General features: G+C 49.6%; 17 protein-coding genes and 1 pseudogene. 17 read left to right on the top strand and 1 reads right to left on the bottom strand.

What is annotated here, in order from left to right:
- From OCV29_RS10995 to OCV29_RS10940, 12 genes are all read left to right on the top strand, one after another.
- Entirely contained in the window at window positions 1-534 is a 534-nt protein-coding gene (locus OCV29_RS10995) for a phage major tail tube protein (protein ID WP_245796960.1), read from the top strand.
- Window positions 535-544: 10 nt separating this feature from the next.
- A complete protein-coding gene (locus OCV29_RS10990; RefSeq protein WP_073605356.1) occupies window positions 545-766 on the top strand; it encodes a hypothetical protein in 222 nt (73 codons plus the stop codon).
- Window positions 767-855: 89 nt separating this feature from the next.
- Entirely contained in the window at window positions 856-1,293 is a 438-nt protein-coding gene (locus OCV29_RS10985) for a phage tail assembly protein (RefSeq protein ID WP_245796961.1), read from the top strand.
- 17 nt (window positions 1,294-1,310) lie between these two features.
- Window positions 1,311-1,439 carry a GpE family phage tail protein gene (locus OCV29_RS10980; RefSeq protein ID WP_073585057.1) on the top strand — a complete coding sequence of 43 codons (129 nt, stop codon included), beginning with the start codon at window positions 1,311-1,313 and terminating at the stop codon, window positions 1,437-1,439.
- 77 nt (window positions 1,440-1,516) lie between these two features.
- Window positions 1,517-4,369, top strand: coding sequence for a phage tail tape measure protein (locus tag OCV29_RS10975; RefSeq protein WP_261887321.1), 2,853 nt, complete (start codon window positions 1,517-1,519; stop codon window positions 4,367-4,369).
- The gene (locus OCV29_RS10970; RefSeq protein WP_084193338.1) at window positions 4,359-4,832 is read left to right on the top strand and encodes a phage tail protein; all 474 of its coding nucleotides are present in this window, start codon (window positions 4,359-4,361) and stop codon (window positions 4,830-4,832) included. The genes OCV29_RS10975 and OCV29_RS10970 overlap by 11 nt, the downstream gene beginning before the upstream one ends.
- Before the next feature lie 2 nt (window positions 4,833-4,834).
- Entirely contained in the window at window positions 4,835-5,041 is a 207-nt protein-coding gene (locus tag OCV29_RS10965; RefSeq protein ID WP_073585061.1) for a tail protein X, read from the top strand.
- 20 nt (window positions 5,042-5,061) lie between these two features.
- Window positions 5,062-6,078 (top strand): contractile injection system protein, VgrG/Pvc8 family, encoded by a 1,017-nt coding sequence (locus tag OCV29_RS10960; protein ID WP_073604124.1) that lies wholly within the window; start codon window positions 5,062-5,064, stop codon window positions 6,076-6,078.
- Between the two features lie 951 nt (window positions 6,079-7,029).
- A complete protein-coding gene (locus tag OCV29_RS10955) occupies window positions 7,030-12,540 on the top strand; it encodes a non-ribosomal peptide synthetase (protein WP_073604122.1) in 5,511 nt (1,836 codons plus the stop codon).
- Window positions 12,537-13,649: a saccharopine dehydrogenase NADP-binding domain-containing protein gene (locus OCV29_RS10950; protein WP_073604121.1), complete on the top strand. Its 1,113-nt coding sequence runs from the start codon at window positions 12,537-12,539 to the stop codon at window positions 13,647-13,649. The genes OCV29_RS10955 and OCV29_RS10950 overlap by 4 nt, the downstream gene beginning before the upstream one ends.
- Complete coding sequence (locus OCV29_RS10945) at window positions 13,649-14,770, top strand: Gfo/Idh/MocA family oxidoreductase (protein ID WP_073604120.1); 1,122 nt, start codon at window positions 13,649-13,651, stop codon at window positions 14,768-14,770. Before OCV29_RS10950 ends, OCV29_RS10945 begins: the two co-directional genes overlap by 1 nt.
- Entirely contained in the window at window positions 14,757-15,632 is an 876-nt protein-coding gene (locus tag OCV29_RS10940) for a thioesterase II family protein (RefSeq protein WP_175561547.1), read from the top strand. The genes OCV29_RS10945 and OCV29_RS10940 overlap by 14 nt, the downstream gene beginning before the upstream one ends.
- A 13-nt stretch (window positions 15,633-15,645) precedes the next feature.
- On the opposite strand, the gene OCV29_RS10935 is transcribed toward OCV29_RS10940, so the two are convergent.
- Window positions 15,646-15,999, bottom strand: coding sequence for a DUF1820 family protein (locus tag OCV29_RS10935; protein ID WP_217653300.1), 354 nt, complete (start codon window positions 15,997-15,999; stop codon window positions 15,646-15,648).
- 325 nt (window positions 16,000-16,324) lie between these two features.
- On the opposite strand from OCV29_RS10935, the gene OCV29_RS10930 reads away from it, so the two are divergent.
- From OCV29_RS10930 to OCV29_RS10915, 5 genes and pseudogenes are all read left to right on the top strand, one after another.
- Window positions 16,325-16,960 (top strand): HAD family hydrolase, encoded by a 636-nt coding sequence (locus OCV29_RS10930; protein ID WP_073604119.1) that lies wholly within the window; start codon window positions 16,325-16,327, stop codon window positions 16,958-16,960.
- A 22-nt stretch (window positions 16,961-16,982) separates the two neighbouring features.
- Window positions 16,983-17,258 carry a nitrogenase-stabilizing/protective NifW family protein gene (locus OCV29_RS10925; protein ID WP_073604118.1) on the top strand — a complete coding sequence of 92 codons (276 nt, stop codon included), beginning with the start codon at window positions 16,983-16,985 and terminating at the stop codon, window positions 17,256-17,258.
- Window positions 17,259-17,293: 35 nt separating this feature from the next.
- Window positions 17,294-17,536 (top strand): transposase, encoded by a 243-nt coding sequence (locus OCV29_RS23665; RefSeq protein WP_370737199.1) that lies wholly within the window; start codon window positions 17,294-17,296, stop codon window positions 17,534-17,536.
- Window positions 17,499-18,034 (top strand): annotated as a pseudogene (locus OCV29_RS10920) (IS256 family transposase). Before OCV29_RS23665 ends, OCV29_RS10920 begins: the two are co-directional and overlap by 38 nt.
- Window positions 18,035-18,281: 247 nt before the next feature.
- Window positions 18,282-20,096 carry a hypothetical protein gene (locus tag OCV29_RS10915; protein ID WP_073604117.1) on the top strand — a complete coding sequence of 605 codons (1,815 nt, stop codon included), beginning with the start codon at window positions 18,282-18,284 and terminating at the stop codon, window positions 20,094-20,096.
- Window positions 20,097-20,136 lie beyond the last annotated feature (40 nt).

The raw sequence follows: 20,136 nt of genomic DNA, 5'->3' as shown, positions 1-20,136 counted from the left end.
ATGGCAGAGACAGCACTGATGCCTCAAACGATTCGGGCGATGAGCCTGTTTCTTGGTACGACAACAAATAACCGCGGTTATGCCGGAGTGGTTGAAGAAGTCACACCACCGAAACTGACAATTAAAACCGAGGAGTTCAGGGCCGGTGGCATGGATGCCCCGCTTGAGATCGACCTGGGCATGAACAAACTCGAATGCAGTTTCACGATCGCAAACTATGATCCGACGCTGTTTAAAGCTTACGGTCTGGTTCCCGGCGAAATGGTGACTTGTACCTTACGTGGTGCGATTGAAGAAAATGGCACCACGGTTCCGGTCGCAATGACCATGACCGGCAGCTGGAAAGAAGTCGATTTTGGCAGCTGGAAATCAGGGCAGAAAGTTCAGATGAAAGTTGCGATTGCGCTCAAATATTACAAGCTGACCATTGGTGACACGGAATGCATGGAAATTGATGTTCCGGGCATGGTTCGCAAAGTGAATGGCGTTGATAAACTCGCTGATATGCGCAAAGCCATTGGCCTGAAAAACTAAGGAGTAAAACATGGCAGAGATTACAGATAAGAAAACATATATCGTCAATCAATATGTTGAAATTGATGTTCATATGTATCCGGTCAAAGAGGAAAGACCCGCATTAGCGTTTATGTTTGAAGATAAAAAATATCAGGCGGGAGATGAAATCTCACTCAATGATGTGCAGGCAGCCAACCTGATTGCAGCGGGCTTTATTAAAGGTTCGACTGCTGCGCAAGCAAGTGCTTAAGCCGGATCATATCCTGAAATTAAATCAATACCGAACTCAACATTAATACAGAGCGCCCCGCGGGGCGCTTTTTTATAAAGGCCTTGAATATGACTGAATTAAATAAAGCAAAAATGACTGAAGTAAACAACGCAGAACAAACCAACGCAGAACAAACCAATACACAGTCAATCAACACACAATCAACTCACACACAGGCAGGCAATACACCATCAGCGAACACACCATCAGCGAACACACAAGTGCAATTTCCGGGGGCAGACAAAGTGATCGCACTCGATACCGCACTGGATAATGGCAACGTCACTTGTATCGCATTGCGCAAACCAATGCCGGGTGACCTGCGTGGCCTGAAATTGCTGGATATTATCCAGATGGATGCAGGTGCAGTGGCACAACTGGTGCCACGGATTGCGATGAACAACTTTACAGCACAGCATTTCTATCAACTGGATCCGGCAGACCTGTTGGAAGTGATGACGGAAATTGCGACTTTTTTCACCAAAGATCAGCACCTGACTCAGTAGATGAGGCTTGGGCTGATATTGCGGCGGTCTTTCACTGGCCGCCGGAACAAATGAACGGGATGGATTTTGAGGAGCTGATGCGCTGGCGTGATCTGGCGATTGAACGCTTCAAATCAATGCATCAGGTACAATCTCAGGGCGACTAGTGTCACCGGTGCCAGCGAATGAAGCTGGCATCTGCATTGCTGACATGAAGTCGCCCGCTTTTTTTCTTGGGTGGCGCATGGCATCAGACAAAAAAAACTTAGCTGTCAGGCTGGAGCGGATTCGTCAGCTACAGGCGCAACTGAATTCACAGACCCAAACGCTGGCAGATAAAACCAGAGCGGTAGCTGCCGGGATTGAGCAGTCGGCTGCGGGCGTGTTGTCCATGGGCTCAGGGATGGCGCAGTCCATGTCTCAGGCAACCGATCAGGCGGCAGGATTCGGCAATCAACTGGCTGAAGCAGGCTTAATAAGTGAAAGCACCAAAAACCAGCTGACCGGGTTCATTGATTCGGCAAGGCAGTTTGGGCAACAGGCCGGAAGCAGTTTCAATCAGGCAGCAAACGGCATTGAATCCCTGAAAACGGCAGGGTTGGATACAGATAAGGTCCTGAGTGCACTTGGCAATTTCCAGGGGCTGGCGAATATGACCGGCATGGGTGATGAACTGAAAGCCATTGAAGGCAGCGTTCAATCCATTTTACCGGTTGTCAGCCAGACTGCTGATCAGGTTCGCCAGGTCTCAGGTATTTTTAAGGACTTTTCTGCTGATACCGGGCTGGATAAGCTGGGTGAGAACCTGAAAACAGCCCGCGGACAGGCCGGAGAAACCCGCAAAGAATTCCGTAAGTTCGGCAAGTTGTCAACACTGATGTTTGCCAAAATTCGTCGCGGTGACAGCCTGCCGGATTTAATGGATCACACATTGCGGATGGCCAGTGTCGCGCAAACGGGTGCCGGGAAAATCGAGGCGCTGGGTAAAACGGTCAGCAATGCGCTGGCAGCGCCAACGCAATATGCAGCTGACTTTAAAGATAAAATTGCTACGGTGGCGAAAGCTGCCAATGCAACCGATGCGCAGCTGGGTCAGTTATCAGCTTCGGCCAGACAACTCGGGTTAAATACATCGATCGGGACGAATCAGGCTGTTGCCGGGATGCAGGCGCTGGCCAGTGCCGGGCTGAATGCCAGCCAGATTCAGGCCGCGATGCCGGATGTGATTAATATTGCGAAAGCCTCCGGCAATACCGGTGACCTGAACGCCGTGGGGACAACCACAGCGGCCCTGATGGCTGAATTCGATATCGTGCCGGAAAAAATGGGGGCGCTATCGGATGTCCTGGCGACCGCAACCAGCAGTACGGGTCTGAAGCTCAGCGCGCTGGGCGATACGATGCGTGGCATCGGGCCGATTGCCCGTCATTCAGGAATGAACCTGAAAGAAACGGCAGCCATGGCCGGTCTGCTGGCGGATATGGGCGTGAAAGGCGCGGATGCCGGTGCATCTCTGGAAGCCATGTCTGCGCGATTGTCTTCTCCGTCCGATGCGGCAGCGGCAACATTGCAGCGACTGGGCGTCAGCACTAAAGATGCGGGCGGTAAGATGCGCAATACGGCACAGGTGATTGGTGATGTGATCAAAGCCACCAAAGACATGGCCCCGGAAGCGCAGCTCAAAGCAATGCAGGATGTGCTGGGTGAAGATTCAGCGAACAGCCTGCAGGCAGCCGCGCAAAAAGGTGGCAAAGGGGTTTCCGGCTTTAATGACGTCCTGAATACACAAGAGGGTGCTTCGGCAGATATTGCCGGTGGTGTCGATCAGAGTATTCAGGGGGGGATCAACAAGCTGTCTGCTGTTGTCGATTCCATCAAACTCCGGTTTGGTGACTTGATGACACCGGTAAAAGGTTTTGCTGATTCTGTGGTCAGTGCAGCGCAGAAAGTCCCTGAAATGACCAAGGCTTACGCTGATTTTGTCAAGGATGCCAAATCAGCGTACCAGTCGGTGCAGGCTCTGAAAGATGCTTATCCGCAACTGGGGCAACAGGCGAAAAAAGCCATGCGCCGGATGAAAGCGCTGGGGCGGCTTACGCGCCGTTTCTCAACCCGGAGCGCTGGCCGTATGATGCAGAGTCTTCAGGGTATCAGTGGCCGTTTACTGCGCATGATTCCGCCTTCAGCAGTCCGGATGATTTCCGGCTTTGGCGGCACATTGATGCGTTTAGCCATGAGCGTCTTTCCGGTCGTGATGTCCGGTATTCGTGCCATTGGTATGGCGATGATGGCCAATCCGGTTGGTCTGGTGATTACCGCCATCGCGGCAGTGGCCGGGCTGATTTACTACTACTGGGAGCCGATTAAGAAATTCATGGGCACCTTGTGGGATGGCTTTGTCGCCGGACTCGACTGGGTGATGGAAGCCTGGAATAACTTCAGCCTGCTGGATGCGCTGAAAACGCTGTTTGAATGGTCTCCGATGGGCTTGTTGATGAAAGTCTGGGGCGCTGCATTTGACTGGATTCATGAAAAGTTCGGTGGTGTGGCAAACATCGTTTCCGGGATTTTCTCTTTTTTCACCGGCGGTGACGATGAAGAAGAGAAAGAACGGAAACAATCGGGCCGGAAACAGCAGAACAAAGTGGCTGAGAAAACCCAATCCGTTCGCCATAAAGTGAAACAAGCGGAAAAAGTTTCAGTCCAGGCCGCTGCTTCTGAAAAACTACAGACGAAAACGGCTACGGTGGCGAAAGCGGCCTCAAAAGGTCAGGTGATGTCTGCCCGTGGTCAAAAGCGCACGGTGAAAATACCAAAAGCAGTACGTTTGAAGAAAACTTACCGTGAAACCGTTCATGCGCATACCGCTGTTGCAGCCGGTCAGTCCCAATCACCTGCATCGATTCCTGAAACCGCCAGCCGGATGAAGCGCGGTGGTCAGGGTGATTCAATGATCTCTATTAATCAGCTTGATATTCACGTGCAGGGAAATGACTCGATGGATATGCGTGATTTGGCCGGAGAAGTCCGTCGTCAGTTTATGGCGCTGATGGAGCATCAGAAAATGAAATACAGGGGAGGATTGTATGACTACTGATCAGGATGGCAATCAACAGCCATCCAACCGGCCGAATGTGGTGATGATGAAACTGGGAGATTTCTCTTTTTCAGTGGAAACCGCAGCCTATCAGTCGATGAAACGTGATTTCTCCTTCGAATGGAAAATGGAAACCGTGGGCAAAGTCCCCGGTTTACAGTTTGTGTCTGAAGGCACCTATAAACGAACTTTAAGTGGTGTGATTTATCCGGAATATAAAGGTGGATTCAGCCAGATCGATGAGATGGCCGCACAAGCCAGAACCGGCAGGCCGCTACGATTGTTGATGGGATCGACTGAATCGAAACAAGCCGGAATTAATCTTGGCTTTTGGTGTATCACCAGTATCAGTGAAACCGCCACTGTGTTCTATCGTAACGGCCGGCCCCGTAAGCTGGAGTTCAACATGGGGCTGGTTTATTACGGCAACAAATACCCGGATCCGGATAAGGAGAAAAGCTAAGTATGCAATACCGAACCAAAGAAGGCGATGTGGTCGACGCGATTTGCTATCGCGAATACAGCAATGCAGCCCTGTTTGTTCAGGTCTATGAAGCGAATCCGGGTTTGGCGGATTACGGCCCGGTGCTTCCCGGAGGTTTATTGATTGAATTGCCGGATATTTCGGTACCGGACGTGCCTGAACTGCCAAAAATTTCACTGTTTGATTAACTGAACGTGCGGGGAATAGCATGCACCCAACATATAAAGTCATCGTGGATGGTGAAGACATTACGCCCAGGCTTGACAGCCGGCTGATGGAAATTCGTTTGACTGATGAAGTCGGCTGGTTTTCAGATACCATGACGATGATTGTGGATGATGCCGGCGGGCGGATTAAACTGCCTAAAATCGGTAAACCGATTCAGGTTCAGCTGGGTTATGAAGAAACCGGCATTACCCGGGTCGGTGATTATATTATTGACGAAGCAAAAATCAGCGGACCGCCGGATCAAATGCTCATCCGGGCCCGGTCCGTCGATATGTGTCAGCAGATGAAAACTTTGCAGCGTCGCTCGTGGGATCAGAAAACACTGGGCGAAATGATTGAAAAAATTGCCGGTCAGTATGGACTGAGACACCGCGTCTCCCCTGAACTGGCGTCCATTTTTGTTGATCACATTGAACAGAACAGTGAAAGCGATATCCATTTTCTGACCCGTCTGGCTCGCCAGTATAATGCGGTCTGGAAAGCGATAAGCGGCCATCTGATCTTTATTACGTCTCAGGAAGGCAAAACCCCGCAGGGCACGCCACTCCCGGTGTTCAAAATTCACCGCACAGGCGTGACTGCGTATGAACTTGCCTGGGCGGAACGTTCGAACCTGAAACATGTCACGGCTTACTGGCGCGACCGCGATAAGGCGTTATTGATGCCGGAAACAGCGGGTGATTCCGGACAACCGGGCAAGATTTTACAGCCGGTTTATCCGGATGCAGGCCGGGCAAAAGCTGCGGCGCAGGCCGAGCTGACACGGTTGCAGCAGCAACATAAAGAATTGTGTATTACCATGCCGGGCAATTTGACCATGATTGCGGAAAGTCCGGTGCAGCTGACCAATGAAGGTGTCAGTGTTTCCGGCCGTGGCAAGACACAATCCAAAGAACATCATTTGTGGCGTGACGGTTATCCGGGGGATTATACCGTTCACTGGGTTGAACATTGCTTTAAAGGCAATGGTTATACCACCACTTTCCGGGCGCGCTGAGGCGCAGCCCGTCAACCTCATTTCTTTAACTTTTCTTTTTCATGTTATTTTTGACCTGTGCTCTCAAGGCTTTATTCATTGCCTTGAGAGTACAGGCTTTTTTTGTGTCTGAAATTCCTCTCTTCTTTGCTTTTCTTCCTCTCTTTATTTCCCGTTTCATTGTTCTTTTCTTTCTGATTTCGTCTGTGGTTTGCAGCGAAAAATAACGCCTGAACTGATAACAATACGCTCAATAGTGACCTGTTTTTTTCCTGAAACTGATAATCGAAGCTTTGCCATATTCATTTTATAATCAGATAGTTATGTTTAGTGTTATTTAAATCAACAAATAAAAACAATAATTATTACCGTTGACGGCCGGGTGAATAGTAATTACCATAGTTGCATATGTGGTCTGTCTTAAAAGACATCTGACTTATGGTATTTTATGGCATACTGTGCGCAGAAAAATATGCAGGCGGGCAGACAATGAATTGTCTCTTTTGTACTGATATTTTTCCTATGCTTCCATGCCCGGGCCAGTTCAGTTTTTTAATCTTGACAGTACCCACGAAGAGTCATGTTCGGCGTTCTGTATCTGAATGTTATCGCTGCATTTCATTCCTTCATCCGCCGTAACAATATCGGATTAGTACCGTATCAATCAGTTCTTTATAACCGGCCGGTGTTCATTCAGATTCTTTCTGAATTTGTGGTGTTCCGGTCACCCCAATTCATACCTGAAAGTATGTCCGGCTCATGCGGGCGTGTCATGTTTGTCTGAAAATGCAAACGTTTACATCCACAGAGCCCGGACCGGCACCCTGACGTGAAATCAGCCGCCGCTGAAGTCTGTTCTGCCGTTTATTTCATGTTGACCGGGCGAATTGACTGATTGTCGTTTACTTCATTGATTGAGCTAAATCATCAGTATATTCATCACGACGATGAAATTATGGAGGAAAAATCTATATGACCGTGAAGACTTTGCTATCCGAAATGGAAGCGTTGGGAGTCAGGCTGTGGACGGAAGGTGGCCAGTTGCGTTTTCAGGCACCGGTTGGTGTTTTGACTGAAGATCATCGCAACCGGCTGAAAGCTGCCAAAGGAGAATTAATCACACTTCTGGATGCTCAGGTGGCCGGAGTAAAACAAGATCTTGAGCATCGTTATGCGCCGTTTCCTCTGACGCCGATTCAGGCCGCTTACCTGGTCGGCCGTGGTGATGCTTTTGAGTATGGCGGCGTGGGCTGTCATGGTTATCTTGAACTGAATTTTGAGCGGCTGGATACAAAACGGATGACGCAGGCATGGGCCCGGTTAGTGCAGCGTCATCCGATGCTGCGGGCAGCAATTTTGCCTGATGGTGTTCAGCAGGTGATGGCAGATTTTCAGGCACCAGATGTGATTGTCACCGATTTCAGCGCATTGCCGGCTGCAGAAGCGGCGCAGAAATTTGAAGCTATCCGCGCTGAAATGGCGGGTCAGGTCTATACACCGGCACAGGCACCCTTGTATGAGCTGAGGATTAGCCGGATGCCGGCGCATGACACCCTGCACGTTTCTGTCGATTTGCTGATTGCTGACTTTGTCAGTATTCAGGTGCTGCTGTCTGAGCTGGACCATTTGTACCGTCATCCCGACAAAGAACTACCGCTGATCCGGGCCGATTTCCGCGATATTTTACTGGCGGAAAGAGCGGCGATGGATACTCCCGCCGGGCAGGCCAGATATGCACGGGATAAGCAATACTGGGCTGATCGCCTTGCATCACTGCCGCCCGCACCAGACTGGCCGGTTCAGGACTCGCAGCAGAAGTATGGCAAAGCGGCTTTTGTCCGCCATGACTTTGTGCTGGGAAAAGAGAAATGGCAGCAATTGCAGCAGAAAACAAGGGATCAACGCATGACGCCATCCGGTGTTGTCCTTGCTGCGTTCTGTGAAGTGTTGCGCCGTTGGTCTGCGTCCAAAAGTTTTTGTGTGAATGTGACTGTGCTGAATCGTCCGGCGATCCATGAAGATATTGACCGGATTATCGGTGACTTCACTCAGGTGAATATTCTGGAAGTCAAAGCTGAGTCCGGAACCGGCTTTATCAACCGTTGCCGTCATCTGCAGGATCAGTTATTGACTGATCTGGAGCACAGCAGTTATACCGGGGTTGATCTGCTCAGAGAGATTGGCCGGAATGCAGAAACCCGCGGCCGCCTGATGCCTTACGTGTTCACCAGTACACTCGGTGCCGGAAAAGGCGGGCATCCATCTTTTATGGATGGGGCAACGCTGGGCTTCGGTATCTCACAGACACCACAGGTCTGGCTGGATTGTCAGGTTTCTGAACGCGATGGCTGTTTGCACCTCAACTGGGATGTCCGTGACGGCGTTTTCCGTGACGGCGTGATTGAACAGGCCTTTGGTGCGATGTGCCGGCTTATCGACAAACTGGCAGTTGATGACTGCTGGTCTGACGCCTCTGTTGTCACCATTCCTGAACAGTCTCTGACGCAGAGAAATCTGCAGAACCTGATTCAGGCACCTTTACCCCAAAATCCTTTACATGCAGGTTTCATGCGTCAGGTGGTTGCGACTCCCGACCGGATTGCTGTGTCGGCCGGAGCTCAGCACTTCACCTACCGGATGCTGGCAGAAAAAGCCGCGGCCGTTGCAACATGGCTGAAAGAGAATGGTATCCGTCAGGCGGAGCCTGTGGCTGTATGTTTACCGAAATCCTTTGATCAGATTGCTGCGGTCATGGGGGTGATGCTGGCTGGCGGGGCTTATGTACCGCTGTCGGCAGAGCAACCCCGTCACCGGCATAACCTGATCATGCAGGATGCCCGGATCACCCGGCTGGTGACGGATCCGGCAAATGGTCACGACTGGGAAGAAAATATCCGGATTCTGGATATGGGTGATGTCCGGCCCGCACCATTCTTACCGGAAGCCTGGCTTGACGCCCGCTTTGACCCGCAGCAACTGGCTTATGTCATCTTTACTTCCGGAACAACCGGGCAACCGAAAGGGGTGATGATCAGCCATCAGGCGGCACTGAATACTTTGTGCGATGTCTCGGCGAGAATCAGCCTTCAGGCTTCAGATAAAGTCCTTGGACTGGCCAGTCTGAGTTTCGATTTATCCGTTTATGACGTCTTTGCAACCTTGTCTTGTGGCGCTGCGCTGGTACTGCCGGATCCCGGCCAGCTGAATAATCCGGCCCACTGGCTGGCACTGCTGACCCGTGAGGAAGTCACCGTCTGGAACTCTGTACCGGCACAATTACAGATGTTGACCAGTGTGCTCGAAGATCAGGCTGTTTCTTTGTCACTACGGGTCGCGCTGTTATCCGGAGACTGGATACCTGTCAGTCTGCCGGAGACGGCAAAACGGTTTATTCCCGGCTTGAGAGTCATCAGTATGGGAGGTGCAACTGAAGCGGCGGTCTGGTCGGTCTGGTATGACATTCAATCGGTTGAGCTGACAGACAAAAGTATCCCTTATGGCCGTCCGATGAATAATCAGGGTTTCCATATTCTGGACGATGACATGCAGCCATGTCCGGACTGGGTGCCCGGTGCACTGTATATTTCCGGGCATGGTCTGGCGCTTGGTTATATGGGCGATGCGGAGAAAACCCGCCAGCAGTTTGTCACGCATCCCGGCACCGGTGAACGTTTGTATAAAACCGGTGATAACGGACGCTTCCGTGCTGATGGTCTGATCGAATTCCTTGGCCGGAATGATACCCAGGTGAAAATTAACGGCCACCGGATTGAGTTGAGTGAAATAGACGCTGTGCTGCAACAACATCCGCAGGTGGCACATGCGACCAGTGTGATCAGCCATCAGGAAGATGATGAAAAACGTCTGGCAGCTTTCATTGAAGCCGCTTATTTAACTGAACCGGCAAGGGATGATCGCCAAAGCTGGTATGACTGCCTGCTGACAACCGGTGATGGAATGACCGCAGATGTGGATCGCGGGAAGCTGGTGCAGTGGGTGGAATGTGCCGACCGGATTGCGCTGCTGGATATTATGAAAACGTTTCATGACAGTGGCCTGTTCCAGACGGCAGAACATGGTTATACGCTCGCTGAAATAATTGATGCGACCCATACCTCAGATGATTACCATCATCTGATGCGACGGTGGTTGCATGCATTGACCGGCTTTGGCTGGCTCAAAGAGTCTCAGGGGGTGTATCACTGTATTCGTCCTTACAGCAAGCAGGAGCATGAGAATACGTGGCAAAAATTACAGCAGCTGGAAGATGAAGTGCAATACAGTGCTGAATTACTCCGTTACTTACGTGAATCGGCAGAGGCATTACCGCAACTATTGACCGGTGAAGCCGATCCGCTCGATCTCTTGTTCCCTCAGGGAGAAATGGATACCGCGCTGGCTGCATATAACCAGAATCTGGTTGCCCGGACCATGAACCGGTGTGTGGTTGCGGCAGCAGAGCAGCATGCACGCAAGTTTACCAAAGAAAAACCCATGCGTTTGCTGGAAATTGGTGCCGGTGTCGGTGGGACCTCGAACGATATTATCCCTGCGCTGGACGGGCTTCCGGTTGATTATCAGTTTACTGATTTATCCACCTACTTCCTCAATGCGGCCCGTGAACGCTACAGTGAATATCCCTGGGTCAGATATGGCATTTTCGATCTCAATCAGCCCAACTGGTTGCAGGGGCAGCCTGACCGCAGTCTGGATATGATCGTATGTGCGAATGTGCTGCATAACTCAGTTTATGCGCCTGACGTGCTGGCTCAGTTACGGCGGATGGTGGTGCCCGGTGGTTTGATTGTCATTATTGAAGCTACGCGGGAAATTTATTCTCTGATGACGTCGATGGAGTTCAAACATGGTCTGAACGGATTTAAAGATTTCAGACAACAAACCGGTCAGACATTTATTACCCGTAAACAGTGGGTTGGCTTGTTTGCTGACGCGTCGCTGGAATTACTGGGCGGCTATCCGCTGGAAGATGATCCGATGAGTTATGCCGGCCAAACGACATTCATTGTCCGGGCACCGGAAACCCGTCATACCGTGAGACATGAAGAGATGACAGCGTGGCTGACAGAGCGGCTACCGGGTTATATGGTGCCATCTTATGTTGAAGTTCTTGAACATTTACCACTGACGGCCAACGGGAAAGTCGACCGGAAAACACTGGCCAAACGGGTGGTCACACCGAAAACCGGTCAGACGGTCAAAGTGGCCGGTGACATGTCGGAAATGGAACAGAAAGTGGCTGCGATCTGGTCGGATGCGCTGGGGGGTGTTCCGGTGAGCCGTGAGCAGGATTTCTTCCAGGCGGGCGGAGATTCGCTGCTGATTGCTCAGGTCGTGACCCGCCTCCGGGAACAGATTCCGCAATCTCAGCAGCTGAGCTGGGACCGGCTGATGCGGGAAATGCTGAGTAAGCCAACAGTTGCGCACATTGCCGGCTTGCTGACGCATCTTGAGGCGGGTTCTGAGCACGGGCAAGCGCATCAGGTCACCGTGTCACCACTGGTTCATCTGGCGGGCGTCACCACACCTTCCGGTAAAGGGATGACCCGGATTCTGGTGCATGACGGCAGTGGGACGCTGGCACCTTACAGAGAAGTCATCTCTGCGATTCAGGCGGCGATGACACCGGAAGATAGCTTGTTCGGACTGACACTGACAGACAATGAGCATTTCTTACAACGTCCGACAGATGGTTTGATTGAAACGCTGGGCGCAGAATACGCGACGCTGGTGGCGGCGCTGGGTGTCACTGAGGTGCAGGTGATTGGTTATTGTATGGGAGGCTTTATTGCTGCAGAAATCTCGCGCAACTTGCTGGAAAGCGGCATGACGCCGTCATGTTGTGTGATCAGCAGTGGTAAGTTTAAACATCAGATTGAAGAAGAACTGTTGCTCGAACGCGCTTTTGCCACACTGATGGGCGCCGATCTGGTTGAAGCGGGTCATACGTCTGATCATGAAGCGCTGGACCGGACAATTCAGCAGATTATGGCGCAGCATCAGGGGGTGATACCGACAGGCAGTATCCAGCAGTGTCAGGAAGAATCTATCCGGCGGGCTTACACTGCTCTGGCGGAGAAAACACATCCGCAGCGACTGAAAATGATCGCCGGTGCGATGGCCGATATTCCTGATAACTCGTGGAATGACGAACAGCTTTCGAGCGTTTACCGTGTGTTCCGGCATAGTCTCACCGCAGTAGCAAATTATCATCCGCTACCTTATCTGGGAGCATTGTCGATCTTTAATGATGACCAGTCTGTGCAACTTTTACCGGGTCTGCCGGTCGAAATGAGCAGTATCTGGGATGAAATCTCTTTGGGAATTGCGGAGCAGTCGATGATCAATGCTAATCATGTCACCTGTATGACCGGCCATCACATTCAACAGTGGATAACCGCGCTGTTTGATGACCTGCCCCTGGCGAGAGACAGGCAAGCACAAACCGCAGAGGCATCATTATGATGAGACCTGTCATTGGTATCACCGGTGTGACCGGTATGGTCGGGAAAGCTCTGCTTTCCCTGATCAAAAACTGTCAGCCGGATGCTGAAATCCGTCTGGGTGTCAGGCAGCCTGACCGTCTGGCTGACAGCCCGTATCCGGTTGTTGCGGTTGATTTGAAGCAGCCCGGCTCACTGGCAGCGTTCTGTCAGGGATGTGCCATTATCGTTAATTGTGCCGGGCCTTCTGCGTTATATGGTCTGAATGTTGCGCGTGCTGCCGCGATTGCCGGGGCTCATTGTATTGATGCATTTGGCAGTTACGGGCCTGATTCAGCCAGAGAACTTGATGACATAATGGCAGTGCCTGGCGCAGCCAGTGTGATTACCGGTGCCGGGGTATTCCCCGGCCTGTCTGAGCTATTGCCAATGGCGATGGCCAGCCGGTATTTTGATAACGTCAGTACGCTGCATGCAGCTGCGGGCGGGCTGGAGCCCTGCTCGAAAGGGGCCGGTATTGATATTCTGATGAGCGCGGTGGCCGGTTATGGTCAGGCCACGGGCGCTGATCTGACGGCGTTGGAAGGTTTCCCGTCTCACATCATTGCCAAACCATTCCGGAGTACTGATTTTGTCAGAATGACGGAGACATTCGGATGTCAGGAAGCACACTGGTATTCCGTTTTCTCTTCCTCCAGGGTTTCTGAGGTGATTGCTGACCAGTGTCACCAGTTAGCCTCAGCCGGTGAGTTGACGGAATGCATGATGGCTTCGGCGGCAGATAAACTCTCTGAAGTGGCCGATGAACAACTGGCAGGCCGAACCCCGTGGTACAGAATGCGCATCGATATGAGTGGCAGCCTGCAGGGGGAACCGCTTTGCTACCGTGCACTGCTGCAGACGCCGGCCAGCTATGGACTGACCGCGCTGACAATGTATGCGACTTTAACCACAGTTTTGCAGGATTTATCTTTGCATGGCCATTTCCGTGCCAGTGAGATTGTCAGTCCTGAACTGATGGTTGCGTTGATTCAACAAGATGATCGTCATCAGTTGCATTTTGTGCAGCTACCGATCCACGCAACATCTTTCTATTCGAACGAAAATGAAACAGAAGAAGGCTTTTTATAATGACTGAGATGAAACCCGGCGATTTGGCAAAACCTTTACGTGTTTTGTTATGTGGTGCCGCTTTTGGTGAAGTCTATCTGAAGGCCATCGAACGCTTGCCCCAGTACTTTCAGCTGGCTGGCGTGATGGCCCGCGGCAGTGAACATAGCAGGAAAATAGCTGAAACCCATCAGGTGCCGTTGATGACTTCGGTTGACGAGGTGTCTAAAGCTGATTTTGATCTTGCCTGCGTAGTCATTAAATCAGGGGTGGTTGGTGGCCCCGGAACCAAAATCAGCTGTGCTTTGATGGAAAAAGAGATTCCGGTGATTCAGGAATATCCGCTGCATTGTGATGAAGTGGTTCAGTGTATTAAAACCTCGAATCAGATGAAGACGCCATGGATGATGAACAGCTTTTATCCTGATGTTGCGCCGGTCCGGCGGTTTATTGAAGCCGTGCAGGGGTTGCGCAAACTGTCTGATATTTGTGCCATCCACGTTGAAACCAGTATTCAGGTACTGTATCCGCTGATAGATATTCTGATGCAGAGTCTGGATAACCTGCGTCCGTGGCGTTTTTCCAATGTGTTATGCCGGAACGGGCCTTTCTCCGTGATTTCGGCCCGGTTTGGCACTATTCCGGTTGTATTTCATATCCAGAATCAGATTCACCCGGATGATCCGGACAATTATATGCATGTGTTACACCGTATTTCTGTCACCTCAGAAGATGGTACGCTGACACTGAATGATACGCACGGTGATGTCACCTGGTCGCCACGGGCACATGTGCCCAGAAACGAACAGGGTTATCTGGATATGTTTAATGAAGATTATCCGCAGATGAAAGAAAATGTCCTGCACTCTCTGAACAGCCAGGCAACTGAAACGCCGATCCGCTACGCCGAAGTTTTCAGTCAGCTGTTGCCGGGGGCGATGGAGAAAGTGTTGACCCGTTTCTGTCATCAGGTCGTCCGGGGTGAACCTGACCGGCGGCAGCAGCAGCGGGTGCTGACAACCTGTCAGTGCTGGCAGGCTTTGAATGAAGCCCTGGGGCCAACGGAAGTGATCAATCAGGAGCGGCCATACAGATTGGTAACAGTTCGTGATCTGGAGGATGCGATTCGTGACTTACAGTAAATTATCTCAGGTATCTGGCAACATCACGGGACAACAGCAACAAAGCCGGGGACTTCATGTTCCCGCTGATTCTGTTCCCGCTACTTCTGTCACCGGGGCATCTAAATGGCTGAAAACATTTGTGCCGCGTCCGGATGCATCTCTGCGGCTGATCTGCCTGCCACATGCCGGTGGCGGCGCCAGTGCGTATGCGACCTGGGCCAGACTGCTGCCTGAACATACCGAGCTGGTGGCGGTGCAGTTGCCGGGCAGGGAAGACCGGCTGGCTGAACCCATGATTGATTCGATGACTGCTCTGGTGAAAATACTGATGCCACATCTGCTCCGGCTGAATGATAAGCCGTATGTTTTATTCGGCCACAGTATGGGCGCAGTAATTGCGTATGAAATTTGCCAGATGATGGTAAAAACTGCTCAGCAGCCACCAGCGCATTTAATTATCTCCGGCCGTGAAGCACCGCGGCTCAGCCGTAATGATAATCTCCATTTGGTGCCCGATCAGGCACTGATTGAAGCGATTATCCGGCTGGAACCTCAAAGCAAAGCCGTGTTTGACCATCCGGAGCTGGCGGCGATCAGCCTGCCGGTGATTCGTAACGATTACCGGCTGATCAATGGGTATCAATATCAACCGGACAGCCAGATGCTTACATTGCCACTGACGGCAATCAGTGGCGATGATGATCCGGAGTTGTTACCCGGAGACATGCCGGCATGGCAGGACGTGACAGACGGACATTTCAGCTGGCACCGCTTCAGCGGAGGGCATTTTTATTTAAAACCGCACCGTGAAGGTGTGGTCCGGATCATCGCTGATGTGATGGATACAGTGTGGCAAAAACAGCAAAGTTCGACCGGGTAATCAATGCGGGCACTCACTTTTTCGGTGTATAAACCGGTCCGGGAAAGTGAGCCACTTTATCCCCCAGCTCCACAATTTTTGCCATGCCGCTTTTCTCTATCTGATGCTGTGCGACCCGGTCAACTCTCAGAATGCAATGCATGGGCAGAAACGTCCGGTCCACTGCATCAAATTCATCTTTTAACTTCTCATGACTTGGGTCGAGCACAATCGTCGCCCGGGTATCCCAGACAAAATCACCAATTTCAATGAAACCGAAGATATTACTGCTGAGCAATTCCCGGACAAACACTTCATACTGCTTTCCGGCCTGAATAAAAATGACTTTATAAAGTGGTTTTTGCTGTGCCATTATCTGTTTTGTCATCGAGAGCCCGGCGCTTCTTTCTGCTGTCAACCGCAGGCAGATGAACGGGCAGGTGTTAGACGGTTAACCTGATTCTGACACAGAATGTCAGGGGCTGTTGATCTTTGTGGTGAAATTGCGTACAGGTAAACATTTTGATGCGTTATTCGCTGCAAGTCATTCGCAAACATGTTCCAAAGCTCCGGAAAGCGGATGCGGTCGATCTCATCCTGTAAGAATAAAGTTTCATTTTCTGGTGCAGAGTCTGTAATCTTTTTAGCTGACTTTAAGCCACTTTACTGAAAAGAAGAATCTCATATCGGCAGTTGAAATCACGGAGACAAATTTGAAAAACTATAAAGCATATCTGTTTGATTTAGATGGCACACTGGTGAACTCAGAACCATTAAAAGGAAAGGCGATAGCACTGACCTGTCATGATTATGGATTTCCGGTCGATTATCATATTTATCAGGATGTGATGGGGCAGCACTGGTCCGCCGTCACCGCTCATTTCTTCCGGCAAGCGGGCTTCAGCCCGGATCAGGCAGAATTTGACCAGAAATTCAGAGCGCATTATGAGCAGTTGCTTTCCCGGCAATTAGCGCTGAACGCTGGTGCGGCTGACTATCTTCAGTGGCTGAAAAATACCACTCAGCCATGTGCTGTGGTCAGCTCCGGTGCCCGCTGGATGGTTGAGTGTATTCTCAGCGCAATGCAGATTGCGGATATTTTCAGTGTGGTGATTGGCAGAGAAGATGTGACCCGGCATAAACCCGATCCGGAAGGTTACCTGTCGGCATTATCTCAGCTGGGCGTGACCCCGGAGGAAGCGGTGGTGTTTGAAGATTCCGCCGCAGGTATAGCAGCAGGGGTTGCCTGTGGATGTGATGTCGTGGCTTTCGCCCATGAATTCAACGCACACAATGATTTGTCAAAAGCTGTTCAGGTGATTTCTGATTACGATCAGATGCGCCGGTAAAGCCCTTTGCATGGAGGCAGGGATGAGCCAAAAGAATATTCAGCAGGTGATTGCTGCGTTTACGTCAATCGAAGAAGCACTGCATTATTTTGAGATTGAATTTGACCAACGTTTTATTGATCAGCATGGGCCGCAATTGATAAAGCGTTTTAATGGTTATCTGCTGCTGGAAAAGCCAGAGGATTGGTTTGCCGCCCGCCGGGCATTGAAAAATGCTTACTGCAAGGTGCAGCGCAGCCTGCTGGACCCGCACAGCCGCTCGGCCTGCCGGGGATGTACCTCCTGCCAGCGGCGGTGAGGTGTCCCTCCAAAATTTCTCCAGAATAAGATGAGATTTATCCGATTGTCTGGCTCGATGCGATTCACTATAAAATTAAGGAAAATGGTCGTTTCGTCTCCAAAGCAGTTTATACCATTCTGGGATTGACTATCGAAGATAAGAAAGAGCTGTTGGGAATTTATCTGTCTGATTCTGAAGGCGCACATTACTGGCTCAGTGTCCTGACTGACCTGCAAAGTCGGGGGAGGCAAAGATATTTTGATTGCCTGTGTCGATGGGCTGAAAGGCTTCCCTGAAGCGATTGAAATCATTTATCCGGACACAGAAGTTCAGCTGTGCGTCATACATCAAATCCGTAATTCGCTGAAATATATGCCAGTAAAAATCAAAAAGCGTTTATGGCCGATTTAAAGTGTGTTTATAAAGCAGCCACCCGCAATGCGACTGAGCTGGCACTGGATGAACTGGAAGCGAAGTGGGGCAAACAATATCCGGTGGTCATTCAGTCCTGGCGGAACAAGTGGGAACATCTGAGTGCTTACTTTAGTTATCCGGAGCAAATACGCCGGGTGATTTATACGACCAATGCAGTTGAAGCGGTGCATCGCCAGCTCCGGAAGTTGACGAAAACCAAGAGTGGATTCGCCAACGAAATCAGCTTGCTTAAACTGCCGTATGCCGGTATGTTGAAGGCCAGCGAAAAATGGACACATCCAGTGCAAAACTGGAATTTAGCACTGTCTCAGTTAAGCATCCATTTTCCAGCCTGGCTGAATAAGCATCTGGATTTGTGAAAATGAGCGTGACACAGAATTATGAACAGTCTAGAGATGAGTAATCAGTCAAAATATTGAGATATGGCCCGTTGAGGGCCATTTTTACATACGGATACAATTATACAGAACTTCAACTTTTAGCACTCCCCCACAAATACTCAGTTAATTGATATTCAACCGGAATGATTTAAGATGTCATAAGATCAAATGGAATCATTACGTGTGGTAGTTACCAGACTGGGTATCTGAATCAGGAGAATACTGAATGGGGTGGTCTTTTAAAGATGTAATTGGCTTGTTTTCATTACAGTGGGTATTTCATCATTTGTATATAGCTGCACCCATTCTTGGAACTATCCTGCTTATCTTAGTCAAGACTGCGCCTCAGCGCTTTCTGAACATGTTCGGGTACAAAGAAATCTATGAAGGTGGCTCAAATGATAATGGCCCAAAGATCAAAGAAAAGCATATCAGGATACTGGAAATAGAGGATAATTCCGATAAGTATTTGAATGCAAAAAAATCAACAGAACGGATACTTGCTACAGTTTATGACCAGAAAACACTGAGTATTTCCGGTTTTAACAGAGCGCTTCTCATTGCATTCATTTACCCTATGGCTTTATTTATTCTTACATGGGTTTTTTCTGGTGAAGGATTGACTTTTAACGAGGAGAAGTTGCTTCCAAACGTATTCATATACAAGAAAATCTTGTTTCTCATTGTCTGTATATCATTCTATATTTTATTTCATAAATGGGGGCTTGTTCTTTTTTTTATAGAGAGGCAATTAAGCCGATTAATCTTAAATAAAAATCTTATCAAATTTATTCGCTTTGTCATTTCTTGCTGTTATTTAGCCTTTGTTGTTACTGTCGTTTCTAATATTTCCAGTAATAGTTATAATTCAGGCGTAATTTCAGTTGTGGGTGTGGTTGCTGGCGCTGCATTAATTACTCTTATTTCCTCTGGTACAGGTTTTGGTGCTGTCATTATGGCTACAGTTATTGCTGCTGCTGGTACTGTAACTGGTGTTGTCGCTTTTTCTACAGTTGTCTTTGGTATAGTTGTCGGTGTTATCACTTACAATATTATGGTACGGGAAAATCGGTGGATAGCTATAAAATTATTATCATTCATATTGTTTTTTTTCATTATATTATTGGGGCTTTCATGGCCCTATCTAGCAGGTTTAGCTACCAAAGGCACTGTAATTGGTTTTGTCGCTTTTTCTACAATTTTTTCTAGCGTATTCGTAGGTTTTGGCATCTACCATGTTATGGTTCGTAAAGTGCGTACTGTACGTATGGTAAGAGCAAATCAACAGATAGTTATAAAAATATTATCATTCACATTATTTTCACTCGTTGTATTGTGCTGGTTTTTATTGCCTTATTTCACAGACTTGAATGCTAATATTGAAAGTTCGGAACTTCAGGTTGGCTCATCTAATTGGATATCAATTTTTTTTCTGGGCAGTCTTCCAGCTCTAAATGGCCTATCTGACTGGTTATCGGTCAGCTTTACCCAGTATTGTTTGAGTCGTTATAGTTCAGAGAGTAATAACTGGTGCATATGGCTATTGCTGGATTTTATGGTGGCATTGCTCATGCTGCTGCTTGTGTTCGCAGGGGTTTTTGGCATTCTTTATATTGCACAACTTTCTGGTTGGGGTGTAAATGCAAAGGATTTTTTTGATGCATTTAAGTCGGCTCCATTTTCACAGGACAACCGGTGGATAGTGTTATTGGTGGTGACTAATTTACTGCCAACCTTAGTGCATTTCCTGCTGATTCTCTTCGGGCATTTTTCTGGCTGGTTTTTCAAGGTGGGGAAGGATTTTAACCAGTTAGCAGAAAAGTATGAATTGGCGAACTCCCTTACAAAAAATGAAAAGGCAGAAAGAGTGGAAGGTGAATATACCTGGACCCCGGAGGAAGCGCGTGAGGTTGCTGAATATCTCTGTGGTATGCGCGGAGTGTGGTGTATTTTTACTGCAACTTTTATCGTGCCGTTTTTGTATGGTGTTTACTGGTTGATCACTGAAGGCTTGCAGAGGCTTGTCGGTGTAATTATCTAATACTTATTCAAAAAGCGCGGCCAAAACCGCGCTCTTACCT

Origin of the sequence: Vibrio aerogenes, assembly GCF_024346755.1 — a bacterium.
GTDB lineage: Bacteria > Pseudomonadota > Gammaproteobacteria > Enterobacterales > Vibrionaceae > Vibrio > Vibrio aerogenes.
Note: the sequence above shows the minus strand (reverse complement) of the source record. Positions and strands in the feature narration are given on the sequence as shown.